The following is a 17473-nucleotide window of genomic DNA, read 5'->3' as shown; positions in this document are numbered from 1 at the left end:
GGAAGGGAGACATGGGCAAGACAGAAAACCTCAACCAAAACGAGCTCGCACGTCTCGTTGCTCGAGTGGCGAAGCTGGAACGCCAGGCCCCTATCGGGTTCAGTTCCATCACCAAAGGCCGCCTCCGGGTCGCAGGAGAAGGCCTGTGGGTCGAAGGTATAGCCAGCACTACAGGGCGACAGACGATCTCTGGGCGTCTTGATGGCACGGGTACATTCGACTGGTCAGGCCCGATGTGGATGCGCGGAGCCGTTGTGGGTAATGGTTCCTTCACCTTCAACGGGCCATGCCAGTTCAACGGAAACACGGCCGGCCAAGGAACACTCACATGGTACGGGGCGGCAAGCTTCGACGGCGACACCAAGATCACCAGGTCGCTCGAAGTGTCTGGTGATGCGCGCGTCACCAAGTCTTTGGACGTGACAGGAGCGACTCGGTTGCGCGCCCGAACGACTCTAGAGAATGATCTAGTAATCCAGGCTCCCGGAAAGATATCACTTGGAACAATGACCCTCGAACGCCTCGGTGGCGGCGGGACAATCAACTTTTCCCCATCAGGATCAATATCTGCCAGCTTGGGCCAGATCACGCTAGTTCCACCAGACCTCTCGGCAGGCCTTGAAATCGGATCTGGGCGAGTGCGCGTAGCTGGCGCGCTGGCTGTAACTGGCGCGAAGCAGTTCGTGATGGATCACCCGACTGATCGCATGTCCGAGCTTTATCATGCGGCCACCGAGTCGCCCGTGTCTGGGGTGGAGTATTGGGGTGAATCTGGGCTGGATGAAACGGGTTCTACCGTAGTGCAGCTTCCCACATACTTCAAGGACCTCACGAAGCCATATGGTCGTGCGGTGCTGGTAACAGCACGCGGGTTCATCGCCGACTGGGGCGATATCGAGGGAAACACTTTTACGGTCACTGGGAAACCTGGTGGCCGTTTTTCATGGCTGGTAAAAGCCGAACGGCTGGGTGCTGATTTCGCACCAGTGCAGCAGAAGGGGGGAGCCAGTTGACCAAGTTTGAGCCGAAGAATCTTGATGGTCTGGCGGCCGCTACGCGTCTGCGGGATGCAGGGAAGGTAACGCCTGGCTGGTGCTTGCAGGTCACGTGGCGGGCTTTCGGATCTCCTAAATCCGACGGCGAGCAGGGCGGATATCAGTGGGCCACAGACGCGCGAAAAGGCGCACAAGCCAAGGGTGCGCTAGTCGCTGGACGGCTTGAAGATGCGCCGGTGGGCGCTGTTCTTTACTGGTCCGGGGTTATGGGCATGTGGCTGCGCGATGGGAAGCGGATCTGGGGAGATGCTGGGCATGTAGCAATCATGACCGCAGACCGGAGAATCGCCACGATTGATCTGCCAGTTCGGGGCTTCACTGGTGCAGTTACGCCGGCGGAGTTCCGCAGAGCATGGGGCCACCTCAAGTTTGAGGGATGGGCCATCGGCCCGGGAGCGTTCCTCGGGCATAACGTGCTTGGTGCCGCCCTCGAAGGCAACGCGGTACCACCCGCTGAAAACTTAGTACCGGCGACCGCGCCGCAGATTGGAGCTTTAGAAATGGCTTTTATTCGAACGCCTGATGGGACCATTTACCTCGGCACCGACGATGGCCTTACCGCCATCGCAGACACTCGCCACCTGAGCTTGTTGCAGGCTGTGGCCAAGGCCAAGCCGGGTGAAATCCTCGAGATGTCTCGGGAAGACCTGGACACCGTGAATGGGTATCTGTGGAATTTGTCCGAGGCGGCAATCAAACGGGTTTCTAGTTGATGCCAGAGTGGGTGCCGGAATGGGTGCAAGCTCTCACCATTGGTGAGGGTGTTTTGTGGGTCGTCGCGGTAGCGGCGGCCCTTGCTGGTTTGCGGAAGGTTTGGCCGTCGTTGAAGGCGCTTGGTGTGTTTCTGAATGCTTTGTCCGAGCTGCCAAGGTTCATGGCCGAGACGCGAGCTCATACTGCGTCGGCTGAAGCGCATGCGGCGGCGACCACTGCGTCCCTGGCCGCCGTGAAGCATGAGGTGCTGCCCAATCACGGTGGCAGCATGCGCGACGCGGTAGACCGCAACGAGAGTGCGACAGGGATGCTCTCTGAGCGCCTTGCCTCTGTCGAAGATTCGATCAAATCGATCACGGACAAGCTAGGCAGCGATCACACCCGCATTGCAGTTTTGGAAGAACGGACCCAGCCGCGTGATGAACGCGGCCGGTTCACGAAGGGGGAGTAATGGACTACCTGACTAAGGATTTTTGGATTTACGCTGGCGAGCGCGCTATCAAGACGTTCGCACAGACCGCGGTGGCGGTTATCGGAACCACGGCGATTGGCCTGATTGAAGTTGACTGGGCTGGCGTTGCGTCAGCGGCAGCTCTGGCGGGCGTCGTATCGATCCTGACCAGCGTGTACTCGCACGAGCGTACCCCGGGGAAGCGCGTCAAGGACGGTAGCTGATGGCTATCTATAGCGGTAGGATCACGGACCCTGCCCTGTCTGCGCTCGCGAACCTCAGCCCTGCGCTCTACTTCCGGCTGGATCGACCATCGTACGGGCTCAGCGGCGGCAAGATGCTCACTACGCGGCCGGTGAAAGCTGATCTTAAAGCTGATGGCTCTTTCACTGTTGAACTGGTGTCAATGGAAGAGATCGCGGGACAGGCGAAATACATCGCCTCAGTGACCTGGCTCGATGAGGCAGGTAACTACCAGGCGCAAGACCTGTTTTCGTTTTTCGCGCAGCAGGGTGGCGGAGACATCACTGATGGCGCTAATGGCGAGGGTTGGTCGCCGGCGCATGTGTTTTGGCAGGCTGAGCGTCCTGATCCCTGGCCCGCTGGATGGATCTGGGTAGACAGCACGACCGGTGATGTAAACCGGAGAAACGGGTAATGATGGCTAATCGTATTGAGTTCCTTGGGAATGTCCGGGGCCCCCGAGGGGAAAAGGGGGAAAGCGGTGATATGACCCCCGAGATCGTGGCTGCCCGTAATGAAGCCGTGCAGGCGCGAGATGATGCAGATGCAGCGCGAGATCAGGCTGAGATGTTCGCTGCGAACACCGTCGCCATGCAGGACGCCTCAATGACTCTGGTGGCGCGCGACGACAATTCGCAGTTTGCCGTAGTCCAGAAGGATAAGATTGAAACTGCTGTGGGGCCAGTGATCACCGCAGCAACGGCTACTCCGCTCGCCCATGGGAGCGCGCCGACCGTGTCCTTCACCGATCAGGGTCGTAATCGGACGATCCAATTCGGAATCCCCATTGCGAGGGATGGCATTCCGCCCTCGCTTTCGGGCAAGTACTCGGCCAGGCCTGCCGCGAACACGGTGCCGGCTGCGACAATGTACTACGCCACCGATGTTCCCGAGGCATACCGATCTGACGGGTCCGTGTGGAGCGTGGTGGGCGCAGGCGGAAATGAGCTGGGGTACGCGCAAATCACGAGCATGTTCAGTACTACCTCCACGACACCTGTGGATGTGCCTGGGCTGACCGTCACGTTTGTAGTGGGGGAGCGGCCTATTATGCTTCGCCTCGATACGGATATGGCCAGCCAGGGGCCCAACGGCATTGCGGTAGCTCACATACTTCTTGATGGAGTGCGTCTCGCTAGTCCGGGACTAAACGCGCCGCCTGCGGATCGATGGGTAACGATCAGTAGAGGAGCGCGTAAGAGCGGCCTGGTACCGGGCTCGACTCATATTGCGAAGATTCAGCTGCAGTCAGCTGACACCGCGTACAACGCTCGTGTTACTGGGACGGTAAACAATCCTGGCTCTCTCACGGTGGTGACAGCATGAGTTATAACGCGATGTCCACTAGCTACGCTGTGGGGACGGTAAACAACGGGTCTGCTATTCCAGGTGAAGGTACTCTCATCATTGAGCCGAAGCTGCGCCGGCCAGATCCTCGATATCCGGTACAGTTTGTGCACGGCGCGGGAAGTGACGCGCTGTACTGTTTGAGCCCGTTGGGGAATCAGAACACGCTTACTCAGATGGTTGCAGCAGCAGGCTACAGCGCGACCTCTGGCGAGAACGGAGGGCCCCAGACTTGGGGGAACCTCGCCTCTCTCAGGGGCGTGGATGCGCATAATGCCCTAGGCCAGGCGCTACCCAATGTGAAGACTGGAAAAACAGCACTGATCTCCGGTTCAATGGGCGGCCTGATTTCCATGAACTGGGCGGCCGCCAACCCGGACAAGGTCTCATGCATCGTGTCGGTGATCCCGGTCTGCAACGTTACAGATATTGTGACGAACGATAGAGAAGGGTACGCCCAATTTGCCAACTCTGCCTATACAGGCGGTTGGTCAGAATCAGCATACGGGGCCGGGCATAACCCGTTCACGTTGTCTCAGGCGGGTAAGCTGGCCGGCATCCCGATGCTTTTCTTCTATGGGCTCACTGACAAGCTTTGTATTCCGACGTGGCCAGAGCAGATGAAACGTCATGCTGGAAACAACATCACGTTGGTGCCGCTGCAGTCCGGCCACGACTACGACTCGTATGCGGCCGTCAATCAGCCGATGATCGTGGACTTCCTCAACACTCACAACGTCTAGCAACTCGGCTTATGGTCAAGCGGGGCGGATCCTTTAGGATCCGCCCCGCTTTTTCGCGTTTAGTCAGTACTGACGCGGCCGGCGATGTCCGCTTTCAACGCCTCCAACTCAGCGGAAAGCTGATCCATTGTTTCAGGGTCCGTCTTGGCTTCAAACACTCGATCATCTGAGGCGAGCGCCATCGCTCTATGGTGGAGGCTGTCAACTTCAGAGTCGGTGAAAGTGCCGTAGGGAGCATGGCGGATACTGTCCACAATGCGTAATGCTGCTAGGGAGAACGCGCCAGCCTCGCCTTCGAGGTCCCTGGAGGGCGAGGCAACCTCTTCCATGGTGGGGGACGGCGAAGGGGTCGATTCATTTACCTGTTTTGCGACTAACGCAGGCTGCTGCGCGGGTTCAACAGTTGCCGAGCATGCAGTGAGCGTCGCCGCTAGCGCGGCCGCGGCCAAGAGGTAGGCAGTTGTGTGGCGGGCAGTCATGATCCCACTTTAACCCATCGGAACCCACCGCGATTGGTTCGGCGCAGCAAAGCAATCCCCCATTGCTGGGGGCATGCTCTTATTTCTCCTTGCGGATTGATAGGACCGCGTACCCCTTGGGGATCTGTGCGCGAGCCTGCTCGAGCGCGACCTCATAGCTATCAGCTTCGACCTCGATAGTTGTGACCTTGGACGGGCGCACCTGCAAAATAACCTTCATGGACTCAGGATAGCTCGGGCCTGTATCTTGGCCGCATGGGATTCAAAGAGTTGATGGTCAAGTACAAGGAAAACCAGAAGCATGTTCCGTATATCGGGCGTTTCGGTTACGTGTTCCACGACAAAGGCGTGGTGTCGCACATCGTGTCCGGACGAACGGTCAAGCGTGATGTGGCCGGCGCAGAAGCTGTGTTCGAGAACGGTGCAGACCAGGGACGCAAGACGACGATCGGTCGAGTCGCCGCCGGCGCAATCATCGCCGGCCCCGTCGGAGCGATCGTCGGCGGAATGTTCAAGAAGAACAAGAACCGAGTCTATGTTTCGATCACGTTCCCTGATGGGTCTGTGATCATCGAAGACGCGCCGGTGAAGAAGGAACGAGAGGCGCGAGAGTTCGTGAGCAAGATCAATCAGGCAGCACGCTTTTACTCGACCAGCGAGGCAGCCACTGACGCATAAGGTGCCAGATAAGGTGCACAGAAACGCAAAACCCCGCCGCTCGTAAATTGAGTGGCGGGGTTTTTGTGCTTTTACCTGGTGTTTATTTTGGAGGGGATGACGGGAATCGAACCCGCATCATTAGTTTGGAAGACTAAGGCTTTACCACTAAGCTACATCCCCACTCCGGAAGGTGACTTCCGGGGTGTGATTTCATCGTAGTACACGTTGGGCCCGGTTGCGCACTTCGCGGTGAAACCCGGGCGCGGCGCGACATTATGGGGCCCCTCCGACACCCCGAGTTATGAATTGGTGTCGGGACGGGTGTTTTTGTCGGCTAGACTTGCGGAGGTCAATTAGCCTGCCGTGCATGCGCGGAATTGACTAAAACCGGCTTTACTAGCCGGGGCGTAGCTCAGCTTGGTAGAGCGCCCGCTTTGGGAGCGGGAGGTCGCAGGTTCAAATCCTGTCGCCCCGACGAGGCCCACTCCTCACCCGAGGACGAATTTCCAACAATCAGGAGAACACATCATCGTGAAGTCGACGGTCGAACAGCTCAGCCCCACCCGCGTCAAGCTCAACATTGAGGTGACCCCGGAGGACCTGCAGCCCGCCATCAAGCGCGCCTACGCACAGATCGCAGAGCAGATCAACGTGCCTGGTTTCCGCAAGGGCAAGGTGCCCGCAGCCATCATCGACCAGCGCGTCGGTAAGGGTGCTGTCATCGAGCAGGCAGCCAACGAGGGTCTGGACGGTTTCTACCGCGCAGCCGTCGAGGAGCACGGTGTTCGTGTTCTCGGTCGCCCCGAGGCAGACATCACCGAGTGGCCCAACGAGAAGGACTTCTCCGGCGACCTGAAGGTCACCATCGAGGTTGACGTTCGCCCCGAGGTCACCCTGCCCTCCTACGACGGCATCAAGCTTGAGGTTGAGGCCGCCGAGGTTACCGACGCCGATGTGGCCGAGGAACTCGAGTCGCTGCGTACCCGCTTCGGCACCCTCGTCACCGTGGACCGTCCGGTCAAGACCGGTGACTTCGCTCAGATCGACCTGATCGCCACCATCGAGGGCAACGAGGTCGACAACGCCTCCGGCATCTCCTACGAGGTTGGCTCGGGCGAGCTGATCGAGGGCATCGACGAGGCCCTGGACACCCTCACCGCCGGTGAGACCACCACCTTCACCGCCCCGCTGCTCGGTGGCGAGCACGCCGGCAAGGACGCGGAGATCACCGTGACCCTGACCGCCGTCAAGGAGCGCGAGCTGCCCGAGGCCGACGACGAGTTCGCTCAGATCGCTTCGGAGTTCGACACCATCGCCGAGCTGACCGAGTCGCTCAAGGAGCAGGCCGCCAGCAAGAAGACCTTCGGTCAGGGCGCTGCCGCTCGCGAGAAGCTGATCGAGCACCTCCTGGAGACCGTTGAGGTTGCCGTTCCGGAGAAGCTCGTCGAGGACGAGGTGCACCGTCACCTGGAGAACGAGAACCGTCTCGAGGACGACACCCACCGCGCCGAGGTCAAGGAGTCTTCCGAGAAGACCTTCCGTACCCAGATCCTGCTCGACGTGATCGCCGAGACCGAGAAGGTTCAGGTCAGCCAGGAAGAGCTGACCCAGTACCTGATCCAGGGTGCCGCTCAGTACGGCATGGAGCCGGGCGAGTTCATCCAGGTTCTGGACCAGAACGGTCAGATTCCCGCCATGGTCGGCGAGGTTGCCCGTAACAAGGCCCTCGCAATCGTCCTGGGCAAGGTCAAGGTTGTTGACACCAACGGTGCCGACGTTGACCTCTCGGGCTTCATCCCCTCGGAAGAGGAAGAGGCCGCCGAGGTTGAGGCTGCTGACGAGAAGTAATTCTCCGATTCACTAAAAACCGCCCCCGAGCAATCGGGGGCGGTTTTGTGTATTCGATTAGGGCGCGGGGAGTGGAATGCCGAGACTCGTGTCGCCGGGGTTTCTAGCGGGCCTGGCGCTCCAGGAGCGCCACAAATTCGTCGGCCATGGCGAGCTGGGTGCGCAGTTTTTCTCGGCGCTCGGTGGCCTCGCGAATGAACTCGGTGAGTCTCGGGTCGGTTCCGGATGAGTCCTCGGCGGCCCGGCCCTCATCGATAATGGCGAGGAGTTCGGCCATCTCTTCGAGGGTGAATCCCAGGGGCTTCATGCGGCGAATGAGGATCATTCGTTCAAAATCCGCCTCGCTATAGAGGCGAAAACCTCCGTCTGTCCGAAGGGATGCGGTCACCAGGCCCACCTCGTCGTAGTGACGGATGGTGCGCAGGGACATGCCCGTACGCTCGGCGAACTCGCCGATGTGCATCGTGGCCGGGGTGGGGGACATCACATGCCTTTCGCAAACCTACCCTTACGTTAGGGTAGAGTTGAACACGTTGCCGTTGCGGCAACCATTTCCCATTCTTTCACGTCGCCCTGCTCCGTCACTCTCCGACGCTCGCACCGTCGCCGTGCCCCGTTGTGACCGGAGTTTTTATGCCCGCGATAACCGCGCCCATTACCGTCGCCTCAGCTCTGCGCAGCCCGCGGCTGCTCTCTCGCGAGCTGCTCGCCGGGCTCGTGGTGGCGATGGCCCTCATCCCCGAGGCCATCTCGTTCTCGATCATTGCCGGAGTCGACCCGCGTTACGGCCTGTTCTCCTCGTTCATCATGGCCGTGTCGATTGCGGTTGTGGGGGGACGACCTGCCATGATCAGCGCGGCAACCGGGGCGGTGGCACTGGTGATCGCCCCGGTTGCGCGCGAGCATGGGATCGACTACTTCATCGCCACGGTGATTCTTGCCGGCGCTCTCCAGATCATACTGAGCCTGTTAGGTGTGACCAGGCTGCTGCGCTTCATCCCGCGCAGCGTGATGATCGGGTTTGTGAACGCACTGGCGATTCTGGTGGCCCTGGCGCAGTTGCCGCACCTGATCGCCGTGCCCTGGCTGGTGTATCCGCTGGTGGTGCTGGCGATTCTGATCCTGGTGTTCCTGCCCCGCGTCACCCGGGCTGTTCCCGCACCGCTGGTGGCCATCGTCACGGTGACCGTGATCGTGGTGGTTATGGGAGCGCGGGTGCCCAACGTGGGGGATCAGGGAACGCTGCCCACGAGTCTGCCCGAGCTGTTTGTGCCCCGTGTGCCACTCACCTGGGAGACGCTGGGCATTATCGGTCCGTTTGCGCTGGCGATGGCGATCGTTGGGCTGCTGGAATCGCTGATGACCGCGAAACTCGTGGACGAAATCACCGACACCGGCTCCAATAAGACCCGGGAAGCATGGGGGCAGGGGGTGTCCAATATCCTTTCGGGCTTCTTTGGCGGCATGGGCGGATGCGCGATGATCGGTCAGACCATGATTAACGTTAAATCGTCGGGTGCACGCACACGCATCTCCACCTTTGCCGCAGGCTCGTTTCTGCTGGCACTGGTGGTGTTCCTGGGTGGGGTGGTATCGATGATTCCGATGGCGGCCCTGGTGGCGGTGATGCTGATGGTGTCGGTGGCAACCTTCGACTGGCACAGCATCCGGCTCTCCACCCTGCGCCGCATGCCGCTGGGGGAAACCGGGGTCATGGTCATCACCGTGGCTGTGGTGGTAGCAACCGAAAACCTGGCGATTGGTGTCATCGTGGGGGTCTTGGTCGCGATGGTGGTGTTCGCCCGTCGCGTCGCCCATCTTGCCACCGTGACCCGCGAGATCTCGGAGGAGGGGAGTGTGCTCTATCGTGTCCGCGGGGCGCTGTTTTTTGCCTCCAGTAATGACCTGGTCACCCAGTTCGACTATGCGGCCGATCCCGAACACGTCACCATCGACTTTTCACGTGCGCACATTTGGGATGCGTCCAGCGTTGCCGCGCTCGATAGCATCCAGGAGCGATTTGCGCGCCACGATGTTCGGACGACGCTGAGTGGGCTCAATGCCCCCAGTGAAAACCTGCGCCGCAGACTCACCGGGAACCTCTAAATCCGAGGGACACCCCTCGGGCGTGACGACGCGCGGCGTGACTCGGATCGGGGCGGTGGACATGAGAAAATGACTGTCGTCTCGCGTGAGTGCACTCGAGCATCATGACCCAGAGAAAGAGGGCGCGTGCACCACGCAACCCCCGATGAACGGCCCGCGCGTTCCCCTCAGCCGGAAACGACCGAACCGGCCGACGATCAGAACTTCGTCCAGAGCCCCGTGCGCGTGGGGACGACTCTGCGCACGGCCGGTCCCTGGTGGCGGCTCAATGTGGCCGGGGTGATCTTCGGGTTGATTCCCGCGTACCTCTCGCTGACCCCGTCGCTGCTGCCGCGTCCGGCGATCCTGCAGGGGGTCATGACCGCCGTCATCTTCCTGCTGGGCTATGCGTTTGGTCGCCTGCTCTGGGCCATTGGGCGTCGCGTGCTTCCCTGGCGGGTTTCGGCGCGGGTTCGACGCAACGTCTGGATCAGCGTGCTGGTGGTCACCGCGATGGGCCTGTCCGGCCTGGGGGCCGCGGCTCTCGCCTGGCAGAACGAGGTGCGCGAGCTGGTGGAGATGCCGCCGGGTGGAGCGCCGCATGCGGGGCTGTTCGTCCTCGGGCTGTTGCCGGTCACGCTGCTGGGTCTGGCGATCGGTCGCGGATTCTCTACCCTGTATCGTCGCAGCCGTGCCCGTCGCGGAACACCGGTCGCGCTGGGAATCTCGGTCCTGGTGGGGATCGTGGCCGCCGCCGTGATCGTCTCCGGCGCGATGTTCGGGGTGGACCGTATCTACGCCGCCTCCAACGCCGAACCCGCCGAGGGACTGCACGCGCCGACGTCCGCCGAGCGTTCGGGTGGGCCCGGATCCGAAATCCCCTGGGACACACTCGGCCGCCACGGTGCCGCATTTGTGTCCGAGGGGCCCGATGCGCAGCAGATTCGCGACATCACCGGGCGGCCGGCGATGGAGCCGATCCGCGTATATGCGGGACTGAAGTCCGCTCCCACAACCCGGGAGCGCGCGGCCTTGGCCGTGCGCGAGCTTGAGCGCACCCACGCCTTTGATCGCGATGTGCTCGTGGTGGCGACGTCCACCGGTTCGGGCTGGCTCGAACCGCAAACCGTGGATGCGGTGGAATACCTGCACGGCGGCAATACCGCTATCGTCTCGATGCAGTACGCCTACACCCCGAGCTGGGTCTCGTTTGTCTTTGATCCCGATGCCCCGGTGGCCGCCGCCCGCGACCTGTTTGATGCGGTGAGCGCGGCGATCCACGCGCTGCCCGAGGGGGCACACCGCCCCAAGCTCATCAGCTACGGGCTGAGCCTCGGTGCCCAGGGTGCTCAGGCCGTCTTCACCTCCCTCGCCGATGTGCGCGCCCGGACCGACGGGGCGCTGTTTGTGGGATCGCCCAACGGGACGCCGCTCTGGCAGAAGCTCCAGTCCATGCGTGACCCCGGCTCTCCCGAGTGGCAGCCGGTGCTGGACGAGGGGCGCGAGGTGCGCTGGATGGCCAGGTCCGGTGACCTCGACCTGCTGCCCGGTGCCTGGGAATATCCGCGGGTGGCCTACCTGCAGCACGCCAGCGACCCGGTTACCTGGCTGGGTCCGGACCTGCTCTGGCAGGAACCCGACTGGCTGACCCCGGGACAGCGATCCGATCAGATCAGCCCGGACATGCGCTGGATCCCGGTGGTCACGGCCGCCCAGGTGCTCATCGACATGCTGATGGGGGAGTCGGTGCCCGCGCGTCACGGACACAACTACGGCGACCTGATCGTCGAGTCGTGGCGGGCGGTAACCGGATCCTCGGTCACCGATCCGGCCGCGCTCGCCCGCATTCAGGACACCATCATGCAGATGGCGAGCATCCAGCCCTTCGGCGGTTAGGCACGGCTAGACCGAGGGGATCAGACGCACCAGGGCCTTGCCGAGGTTTGCTCCGGTGAACAGGCCCCGGAGGGCATCGATCGCCTGGTCGAATCCGTGCGTCACGGTCACCTCCAGGGGGACGTCCCCGGAGAGGATGTGCGGGATCAGGAAGTCCTCGAACTCCTGCTGCAGGTCACGGTAGGAGGCCACCAGGTATCCCTCCAGGCGCACCTGCTTGTCCACCAGGGTGAAGAGGTTGCGTGGGGCCGCGGGAGGCTCGGTCGCGGTGTATTGGCCGATGGCCCCCACCCAGGCGATGCGTCCGCGCGGCTTCACCAGGTCGATCGCCAGGGCCAGGTGGTCGCCACCCACACCCTCCAGCACGACGTCGAACCGGCCGGCACCCTCGGCGCGCATTCGGGCGAGCGCCACCGCATCCCGGGAGGCGATAACCCGGTCGTAGGCACCGCCGGCGAGCAGTCGCGTGGCCTTCTCCGGGGTGCTGGTAATACCCACGATGGGGCTCGCGCCCAGTAGCCGGGCGATCCGCGCCGCCGCCGTGCCCACGCCGCCGCCGGCCGCGGTGACCAGCAGGGCCTGACCGCCGCGCAGCTCGGCGATGCGGGTGAGGCCCACATAGGCGGTCAGCCCGGTACCGCCGAGGATACTGAGGTAGGCCTCGAGCGGGACGCCCTTGGGCGGTGCGATCTTCCGCGCCTCGGCGGCGGGAACCAGCGCATGGGTGGAGTACCCGCGGCGGTGCAGCACGATATCACCGGGACGAAACGCCGGCGAGGTCGACGCGAGCACCCGACCGGCCGAGCGACCCTCGAGCGGGGCGTGCAGCGCCCAGTCTCCGTCCATCATTTCGCGATGGTAGGGGTCCACCGAGAACAGGACGTTTTGTACCAGCAGCGTCGGCGGGGCAAGCCGGGGGAGTGCGGCGAGGTCGAGCTTTTCGCTCACCACCTCGAAGTGCTCGGGCCCGGGCAGCCCGGTGGGCCGGGCGACCAGGAGAAAGCGGTGCGACAGAACGGACACGGGGCACCCTTCGGTTGGTGGTTCTGGAAAACCGCTCCCTCGACCAACGCTAGAGTTGACGGCAGCGCTTGAAAGAATTTGATTTCAAACATATCCGACTACCCGAAACGAGACGCAAGTGACTGAGCTGGAGCCAGCTGTGTCTTTAGCTCTCTCGAGTACTCTGTAGGACTATTTCCTATCTCCCAATGACTTCTTGATGAATGACACAATCTCAGTGAAGTAACCTTCAGGTTGCGCGTTCACAAATTCCTTGCACGAAATGGCTAATACTGCATCCTCGCGAAGGTTAACTGCTTTGCTAATCTTCCTTGCGTACTCGTGATGATCATCCACGGTGGAGAGAAGGTCTTCGATTTTGCTCGAGTATGGCTTCTCAGCAAAATAAGAACGCACGCTGGGATGTGCAAAGATTTCTTTTTCTGGAGCTAGCTTTCCTGGCATGCTCATAGTGAAGTCTTTACCTTCGTGGTTGAAATCCGCGTCGCTTACACCGACGGCTCGGACGTGTGAGTCACGCAGTGTCTTTACTACGTTTGGAATATCCTGCCCTGCTCCAACAATTCGGAAATGAGTTCCGGAAAGTAAATGCGGATCGTGTACCCGGAGCACCTCGGACAACAGAATTTCTGCAGTAACGTCCTCTACACAGATTGCCGCATTGTTTTTTTCGGAATCGTGAAGATACGAATCGATCTGGTAAGTGCTCAGCCCAGTAGCAGACGTGATCGAGCCGTCGGCTTCTCTCTTCAGATAAACAATCGATTCACGGTTTAGCTCGTTCATAATTGCGGCACTGTGTGAGGTCATAATGATCTGATGACCGCGGCGGTTTGAAACATCTACCAAGTATCGAGCGAGCCTTTGCTGGGCATGACCATGAAGAGACGTTTCAGGTTCTTCAATAATGATCAGGCTTTTAAGTGGAGCTTTTTCTAATAGCGAGACGAGGTAAAACATGCGACCTTCACCGAATCCCATGTGATTCTCTGAATACTGGGTATTAGCGTGCGTTACACGTGCGATCGTTGTTGAACTCCGATTTAGCGTTATATCGAGAAGCTCAGCATTTGAGTAATTCTTCCCGATGACGCCTGACAAGTGCTTTCGAATCGTGTCATCGAGCTTATTGACATTGTCAATTGAGATTCGGGCACCAGCGTAAACCGACATATCTTTCCTCTCCACTTTTGGGAGGAAATGGGTCAGCCCTACATAAAAGACTGACTTGGGCGGCTGGCGTTTATATCCGGTCCAGCTATTCTTGGCGGACCGGCTTGTAGTTACTTTTTGTGGCTCCAGTCCCGGGGGCGCTGCATATTCAAATCGCACTGTGGCTTGATCAACAAAGGGTTTAGGGTCCATAACTGAGACTGGAAAGTAGTCTTTGACATAAAACCGGAGCTGTTCGCCGGCAGAATCCCTGGAATACGCGCAGACAGCTAACTGCGCGATAGTGCTTTTCCCTGTTCCATTGACTCCGCTGAGAACTGTGATTGGTGATTGAAGAATCAGTTCGGGCAGGTTTACCCCGCGAAATCCGTTTACAGCCATTCGTTGCAGAGCAGGACCGAAATTGGCGTGTCGATGCTTCTCTTGAAATTTGCCTGCCAACGACTTGAGGTTCTTATTGTGACTCAAAATACTCCTGTAGCTCGCAGAGCCTCTTGCAAAGAGAAGTTCTGTCTAATCATCGGTACCCAATGAACTGTATTTCAGATTTCAACGACCCCTTTGGAACTACATGCCATCAGCTATGCCCCAATTCGAGGGGCCCGGCCGAAATCTCTGTAGAGATTGGTCGGCCGATACGCGTCTCAAACACTGTTTGCTAAGCAGCGTCATTTTTCGCCGACCCGTAAGGGCCTGGGGGCAAGTTCTATGCCTGAGGTGAACGCTGTAGGGAGATGTGCTCCACGGTGCTCGCGTGTGTTGGTGCTGTGCGAACCTGCTGTGTTGTTTGCCCCGAGCGAACGGTAAACGCCACGGTGCACGCCGTGGGCGAACACGCCAGCGCGATGCCTTCGGGCGCGATAGATTCAATTCGACGCACAAAACGAATGGAGCGCGACATGGCCGACATCACACCCCAGCCCGGTGTATTTGACCGTCTTCTGAAGGACCGAATCATCTGGCTCGGCTCCGAGGTCCGCGATGACAATGCAAACGAGATCGCAGCCAAGCTGCTGCTGCTTGCTGCCGAGGACCCCGAAGCAGACATCTTCCTCTACATCAACTCCCCGGGTGGTTCGATCACCGCCGGCATGGCGATCTACGACACCATGCAGTTTGTGCCCAACGACATCGTGACCGTGGGTATCGGTATGGCCGCCTCGATGGGCCAGCTGCTGCTGACCGCGGGCACCAAGGGCAAGCGCTACATCACCCCGAACGCACGCGTGCTGCTGCACCAGCCCCACGGTGGCTTCGGTGGTACCTCGAGCGACATCCAGACTCAGGCTGCCCTGATCAACGACATGAAGCAGCGCCTGGCGAAGATCACCGCCGACCAGACCGGTAAGACCGTCGAGCAGGTCAACGAGGACGGTGACCGCGACCGCTGGTTCACCGCCGAAGAGGCCCTGGAGTACGGCTTTGTGGACCACATTCGTTCCTCGGCTACCGACGTCACCGGCGGCGGCGGAACCGAATCCAAGTAACCGGCGCGAAACGACAGGATAGAGAATATGCAGACCCCTACTTTCCAGGCCGGCGGCTCGATGCTGCAGAGCCCGAGCTCGCGCTACATTCTGCCGAGCTTCGAGGAGCGCACCGCCTACGGTTATAAGCGTCAGGACCCCTACGCGAAGCTCTTCGAGGACCGCATCATCTTCCTCGGCGTGCAGGTGGATGACGCCTCGGCCGATGACATCATGGCGCAGCTGCTGGTGCTGGAGTCGATGGACCCCGACCGCGACATCATGATGTACATCAACTCGCCCGGTGGATCCTTCACCGCGATGACCGCGATCTACGACACCATGCAGTACATCCGTCCGCACGTGCAGACCGTGGTGCTCGGCCAGGCAGCGTCGGCCGCCGCCGTGCTGACCGCCGGTGGTACCCCGGGCAAGCGTCTGGCCCTGCCGAACGCCCGCATCCTGATTCACCAGCCGGCCGTGGGCCAGGGTGGCGGACAGGCTTCGGACATCGAGATCCAGGCCGCCGAGATCGCCCGCATGCGGGTGTGGCTTGAGGAAACCCTCGCCCGTCACACCAAGCGCACCGTGGAAGAGGTCCACAAGGACATCGACCGCGACAAGATCCTCTCGGCTCAGGAGGCGCTGGAATATGGTCTGATCGACCAGATTCTGGAGAGCCGCAAGAACCCGCTCGCGATTACCGCGTAGCAACTGCTTTATCCGCGAGGCGCGTGCTGAGTTTCTCAACACGCGCCTCGCGTGCATTCCGCGCCCATAACGGTCGTGAAGGAATGCGGCGGGGCCGGACACACGACGTCGGTGGCCTCGACTAGGCTCAAGGTGACGGTAACCTTGGGGGTAACCCGGATCTGGAGGAATCATGGCACGCATCGGTGAAAGCGCTGATCTACTCAAGTGCTCCTTCTGTGGCAAAAGCCAGAAGCAGGTGCAGCAGCTGATCGCCGGACCCGGCGTGTACATCTGTGACGAGTGCGTCGAGCTGTGTAACGAGATTATCGAGGAGCGTTTGGCCGAGGCCGGCACCGAGGAGACTCCCGAGTTTGATCTGCCCAAGCCGCGTGAAATCTTTGACTTCCTCGAGGAGTACGTCATCGGTCAGGAGGGGGCCAAGAAGGCCCTCGCCGTGGCCGTCTACAACCACTACAAGCGCATTCAGGCCGGCGGCACGCTGGCCAGCGCCGAGGATCGCGCCGATGAGGTGGAGATCGCCAAGAGCAACATTCTGATGATCGGACCCACCGGGTGCGGTAAGACCTATCTGGCCCAGACCCTGGCCAAGCAGCTCAACGTGCCCTTCGCCGTGGCCGATGCCACCGCGCTGACCGAGGCGGGCTATGTGGGTGAGGATGTCGAGAACATCCTGCTTAAGCTGCTTCAGGCCGCCGACTTCGACGTGAAGCGGGCCGAGACCGGCATCATCTACGTGGATGAGGTTGACAAGATCGCCCGCAAGGCCGAGAACCCCTCGATCACCCGCGATGTTTCGGGTGAGGGTGTGCAGCAGGCGCTGCTGAAGATCCTGGAGGGCACCGTCGCCTCGGTGCCGCCGCAGGGTGGGCGTAAGCACCCCAACCAGGAATTCATCCAGATCGACACCACCAACGTGCTCTTCATCGTGGCCGGCGCGTTTGCCGGGCTGGAGGAGATTATCTCGGCCCGCGCGGGCAAGAAGGGCATCGGGTTTGGTGCGCCGCTGCACGCCGATTCCGACGGGACCGACTGGTTCTCCGAGGTGCTCCCCGAAGACCTGCACAAGTTTGGTTTGATCCCCGAGTTCATCGGTCGTCTGCCCGTGGTCACCGCGGTCACCCCGCTGGATCAGCAGGCGCTGGTGGAGATCCTCACGGTCCCCAAGAACGCCCTGGTCAAGCAGTATCAGCGTATGTTTGCGCTCGACGGAGTTGCGCTGGAGTTCGAGCCCGAGGCCGTCGAGGCCATCGCCGATCTCGCGGTGCTGCGCAAGACCGGTGCTCGTGGTCTGCGCGCGATCATGGAGGAGGTGCTGGGACCGATCATGTTCGAGGTTCCCTCCACCACCGAGGTGGGCAAGGTCATCATCACCCAGGCCACCGTGGTGGAAAATGCCGCCCCAACCCTGGTGGTGCGCGAGCGCCGAGTGCGCGAGAAGTCCGCCTAGATCTTCCCGGTTTATCCGGCCAAAAGGCCCGTCACGCCATGCTCGTGCCGGGCCTTTTCTATTGTGTTTACTCGAAATTCATCGGGGGAGGAACCCGTCTTGAGGCACGCCGAGGGATCCCTCGAACTC

At 60.8% G+C, this 17473-nt stretch carries 19 protein-coding genes and 2 tRNA genes; 15 read left to right on the top strand and 6 right to left on the bottom strand.

From position 1 onward, the window contains the following. Window positions 1–11: 11 nt before the first annotated feature. The 7 genes from IE92_RS18195 (at window position 12) to IE92_RS18190 (ending at window position 4553) form a co-directional block, all read left to right on the top strand. Window positions 12–1013 carry a translocation/assembly module TamB domain-containing protein gene (locus IE92_RS18195; RefSeq protein ID WP_156027406.1) on the top strand — a complete coding sequence of 334 codons (1002 nt, stop codon included), beginning with the start codon at window positions 12–14 and terminating at the stop codon, window positions 1011–1013. Continuing rightward, window positions 1010–1768 (top strand): hypothetical protein, encoded by a 759-nt coding sequence (locus IE92_RS0105505; RefSeq protein WP_156027405.1) that lies wholly within the window; start codon window positions 1010–1012, stop codon window positions 1766–1768. The genes IE92_RS18195 and IE92_RS0105505 overlap by 4 nt, the downstream gene beginning before the upstream one ends. After that, the gene (locus tag IE92_RS0105500; RefSeq protein WP_030143867.1) at window positions 1768–2220 is read left to right on the top strand and encodes a hypothetical protein; all 453 of its coding nucleotides are present in this window, start codon (window positions 1768–1770) and stop codon (window positions 2218–2220) included. Before IE92_RS0105505 ends, IE92_RS0105500 begins: the two co-directional genes overlap by 1 nt. Continuing rightward, on the top strand, window positions 2220–2444 hold the full coding sequence (locus IE92_RS0105495; RefSeq protein ID WP_030143866.1) for a holin: 225 nt from the start codon (window positions 2220–2222) through the stop codon (window positions 2442–2444). The genes IE92_RS0105500 and IE92_RS0105495 overlap by 1 nt, the downstream gene beginning before the upstream one ends. After that, window positions 2444–2878 carry a hypothetical protein gene (locus IE92_RS0105490; RefSeq protein ID WP_030143865.1) on the top strand — a complete coding sequence of 145 codons (435 nt, stop codon included), beginning with the start codon at window positions 2444–2446 and terminating at the stop codon, window positions 2876–2878. Before IE92_RS0105495 ends, IE92_RS0105490 begins: the two co-directional genes overlap by 1 nt. Window positions 2879–2949: 71 nt before the next feature. Beyond that, window positions 2950–3789 (top strand): hypothetical protein, encoded by an 840-nt coding sequence (locus IE92_RS0105485; RefSeq protein ID WP_156027404.1) that lies wholly within the window; start codon window positions 2950–2952, stop codon window positions 3787–3789. 197 nt (window positions 3790–3986) lie between these two features. Continuing rightward, a complete protein-coding gene (locus tag IE92_RS18190) occupies window positions 3987–4553 on the top strand; it encodes an alpha/beta fold hydrolase (RefSeq protein ID WP_162178488.1) in 567 nt (188 codons plus the stop codon). Between the two features lie 59 nt (window positions 4554–4612). On the opposite strand, the gene IE92_RS18185 is transcribed toward IE92_RS18190, so the two are convergent. Further along, on the bottom strand, window positions 4613–5032 hold the full coding sequence (locus IE92_RS18185) for a hypothetical protein (RefSeq protein ID WP_156027402.1): 420 nt from the start codon (window positions 5030–5032) through the stop codon (window positions 4613–4615). Window positions 5033–5111: 79 nt separating this feature from the next. Beyond that, window positions 5112–5252, bottom strand: coding sequence for a hypothetical protein (locus IE92_RS18180; protein ID WP_156027401.1), 141 nt, complete (start codon window positions 5250–5252; stop codon window positions 5112–5114). Window positions 5253–5287: 35 nt separating this feature from the next. Between IE92_RS18180 and IE92_RS0105465 the strand changes: the two genes are divergently transcribed. Further along, the gene (locus IE92_RS0105465; RefSeq protein WP_030143861.1) at window positions 5288–5710 is read left to right on the top strand and encodes a hypothetical protein; all 423 of its coding nucleotides are present in this window, start codon (window positions 5288–5290) and stop codon (window positions 5708–5710) included. 88 nt (window positions 5711–5798) lie between these two features. On the opposite strand, the gene IE92_RS0105460 is transcribed toward IE92_RS0105465, so the two are convergent. After that, window positions 5799–5872 (bottom strand) — tRNA-Gly (locus tag IE92_RS0105460). A 221-nt stretch (window positions 5873–6093) separates the two neighbouring features. Between IE92_RS0105460 and IE92_RS0105455 the strand changes: the two genes are divergently transcribed. Together IE92_RS0105455 and tig are read left to right on the top strand one after the other, a co-directional pair. Next, window positions 6094–6167: transfer RNA gene (locus tag IE92_RS0105455), tRNA-Pro, on the top strand. Window positions 6168–6223: 56 nt separating this feature from the next. Then, window positions 6224–7540, top strand: coding sequence for a trigger factor (gene tig / locus IE92_RS0105450; protein ID WP_030143860.1), 1317 nt, complete (start codon window positions 6224–6226; stop codon window positions 7538–7540). Window positions 7541–7643: 103 nt separating this feature from the next. Here tig and IE92_RS0105445 read toward each other — a convergent pair whose 3' ends face one another. Continuing rightward, a complete protein-coding gene (locus IE92_RS0105445) occupies window positions 7644–8024 on the bottom strand; it encodes a MerR family transcriptional regulator (protein ID WP_030143859.1) in 381 nt (126 codons plus the stop codon). A gap of 149 nt (window positions 8025–8173) precedes the next feature. Between IE92_RS0105445 and IE92_RS0105440 the strand changes: the two genes are divergently transcribed. Together IE92_RS0105440 and IE92_RS0105435 are read left to right on the top strand one after the other, a co-directional pair. Then, the gene (locus IE92_RS0105440) at window positions 8174–9646 is read left to right on the top strand and encodes a SulP family inorganic anion transporter (RefSeq protein WP_030143858.1); all 1473 of its coding nucleotides are present in this window, start codon (window positions 8174–8176) and stop codon (window positions 9644–9646) included. A 126-nt stretch (window positions 9647–9772) separates the two neighbouring features. Next, on the top strand, window positions 9773–11521 hold the full coding sequence (locus IE92_RS0105435) for an alpha/beta hydrolase (protein WP_051701809.1): 1749 nt from the start codon (window positions 9773–9775) through the stop codon (window positions 11519–11521). Window positions 11522–11527: 6 nt separating this feature from the next. On the opposite strand, the gene IE92_RS0105430 is transcribed toward IE92_RS0105435, so the two are convergent. Together IE92_RS0105430 and IE92_RS17765 are read right to left on the bottom strand one after the other, a co-directional pair. Continuing rightward, window positions 11528–12544: an MDR family NADP-dependent oxidoreductase gene (locus IE92_RS0105430; RefSeq protein WP_030143856.1), complete on the bottom strand. Its 1017-nt coding sequence runs from the start codon at window positions 12542–12544 to the stop codon at window positions 11528–11530. A 171-nt stretch (window positions 12545–12715) separates the two neighbouring features. Beyond that, window positions 12716–14185, bottom strand: a complete 1470-nt coding sequence (locus IE92_RS17765; RefSeq protein WP_156027400.1) for an ATP-dependent nuclease — start codon at window positions 14183–14185, stop codon at window positions 12716–12718. Window positions 14186–14604: 419 nt separating this feature from the next. Between IE92_RS17765 and IE92_RS0105425 the strand changes: the two genes are divergently transcribed. From IE92_RS0105425 to clpX, 3 genes are all read left to right on the top strand, one after another. Then, entirely contained in the window at window positions 14605–15204 is a 600-nt protein-coding gene (locus IE92_RS0105425; protein ID WP_255505794.1) for an ATP-dependent Clp protease proteolytic subunit, read from the top strand. Between the two features lie 27 nt (window positions 15205–15231). Further along, entirely contained in the window at window positions 15232–15894 is a 663-nt protein-coding gene (locus tag IE92_RS0105420) for an ATP-dependent Clp protease proteolytic subunit (protein WP_030143854.1), read from the top strand. A gap of 172 nt (window positions 15895–16066) precedes the next feature. Continuing rightward, window positions 16067–17344 carry an ATP-dependent Clp protease ATP-binding subunit ClpX gene (gene clpX / locus IE92_RS0105415; protein WP_030143853.1) on the top strand — a complete coding sequence of 426 codons (1278 nt, stop codon included), beginning with the start codon at window positions 16067–16069 and terminating at the stop codon, window positions 17342–17344. Window positions 17345–17473 lie beyond the last annotated feature (129 nt).

Source organism: Mycetocola saprophilus (assembly GCF_000718085.1).
Taxonomy (GTDB): Bacteria; Actinomycetota; Actinomycetes; order Actinomycetales; family Microbacteriaceae; genus Mycetocola; species Mycetocola saprophilus.
This window is presented reverse-complemented; position numbering and strand designations above follow the sequence as displayed.

What these genes read in the sequence shown, in the direction of transcription:
- IE92_RS18195 (WP_156027406.1), top strand. Translation starts at nt 12, where the DNA reads ATGGGCAAGACAGAAAACCTCAACCAAAACGAGCTCGCACGTCTCGTT.
- IE92_RS0105500 (WP_030143867.1), top strand. Translation starts at nt 1,768, where the DNA reads ATGCCAGAGTGGGTGCCGGAATGGGTGCAAGCTCTCACCATTGGTGAG.
- IE92_RS0105495 (WP_030143866.1), top strand. Translation starts at nt 2,220, where the DNA reads ATGGACTACCTGACTAAGGATTTTTGGATTTACGCTGGCGAGCGCGCT.
- IE92_RS0105490 (WP_030143865.1), top strand. Translation starts at nt 2,444, where the DNA reads ATGGCTATCTATAGCGGTAGGATCACGGACCCTGCCCTGTCTGCGCTC.
- IE92_RS0105485 (WP_156027404.1), top strand. Translation starts at nt 2,950, where the DNA reads ATGACCCCCGAGATCGTGGCTGCCCGTAATGAAGCCGTGCAGGCGCGA.
- IE92_RS18190 (WP_162178488.1), top strand. Translation starts at nt 3,987, where the DNA reads ATGGTTGCAGCAGCAGGCTACAGCGCGACCTCTGGCGAGAACGGAGGG.
- IE92_RS18185 (WP_156027402.1), bottom strand. Translation starts at nt 5,032, where the DNA reads ATGACTGCCCGCCACACAACTGCCTACCTCTTGGCCGCGGCCGCGCTA.
- IE92_RS18180 (WP_156027401.1), bottom strand. Translation starts at nt 5,252, where the DNA reads ATGAAGGTTATTTTGCAGGTGCGCCCGTCCAAGGTCACAACTATCGAG.
- IE92_RS0105465 (WP_030143861.1), top strand. Translation starts at nt 5,288, where the DNA reads ATGGGATTCAAAGAGTTGATGGTCAAGTACAAGGAAAACCAGAAGCAT.
- IE92_RS0105445 (WP_030143859.1), bottom strand. Translation starts at nt 8,024, where the DNA reads ATGTCCCCCACCCCGGCCACGATGCACATCGGCGAGTTCGCCGAGCGT.
- IE92_RS0105440 (WP_030143858.1), top strand. Translation starts at nt 8,174, where the DNA reads ATGCCCGCGATAACCGCGCCCATTACCGTCGCCTCAGCTCTGCGCAGC.
- IE92_RS0105425 (WP_255505794.1), top strand. Translation starts at nt 14,605, where the DNA reads ATGGAGCGCGACATGGCCGACATCACACCCCAGCCCGGTGTATTTGAC.
- IE92_RS0105420 (WP_030143854.1), top strand. Translation starts at nt 15,232, where the DNA reads ATGCAGACCCCTACTTTCCAGGCCGGCGGCTCGATGCTGCAGAGCCCG.
- clpX (WP_030143853.1), top strand. Translation starts at nt 16,067, where the DNA reads ATGGCACGCATCGGTGAAAGCGCTGATCTACTCAAGTGCTCCTTCTGT.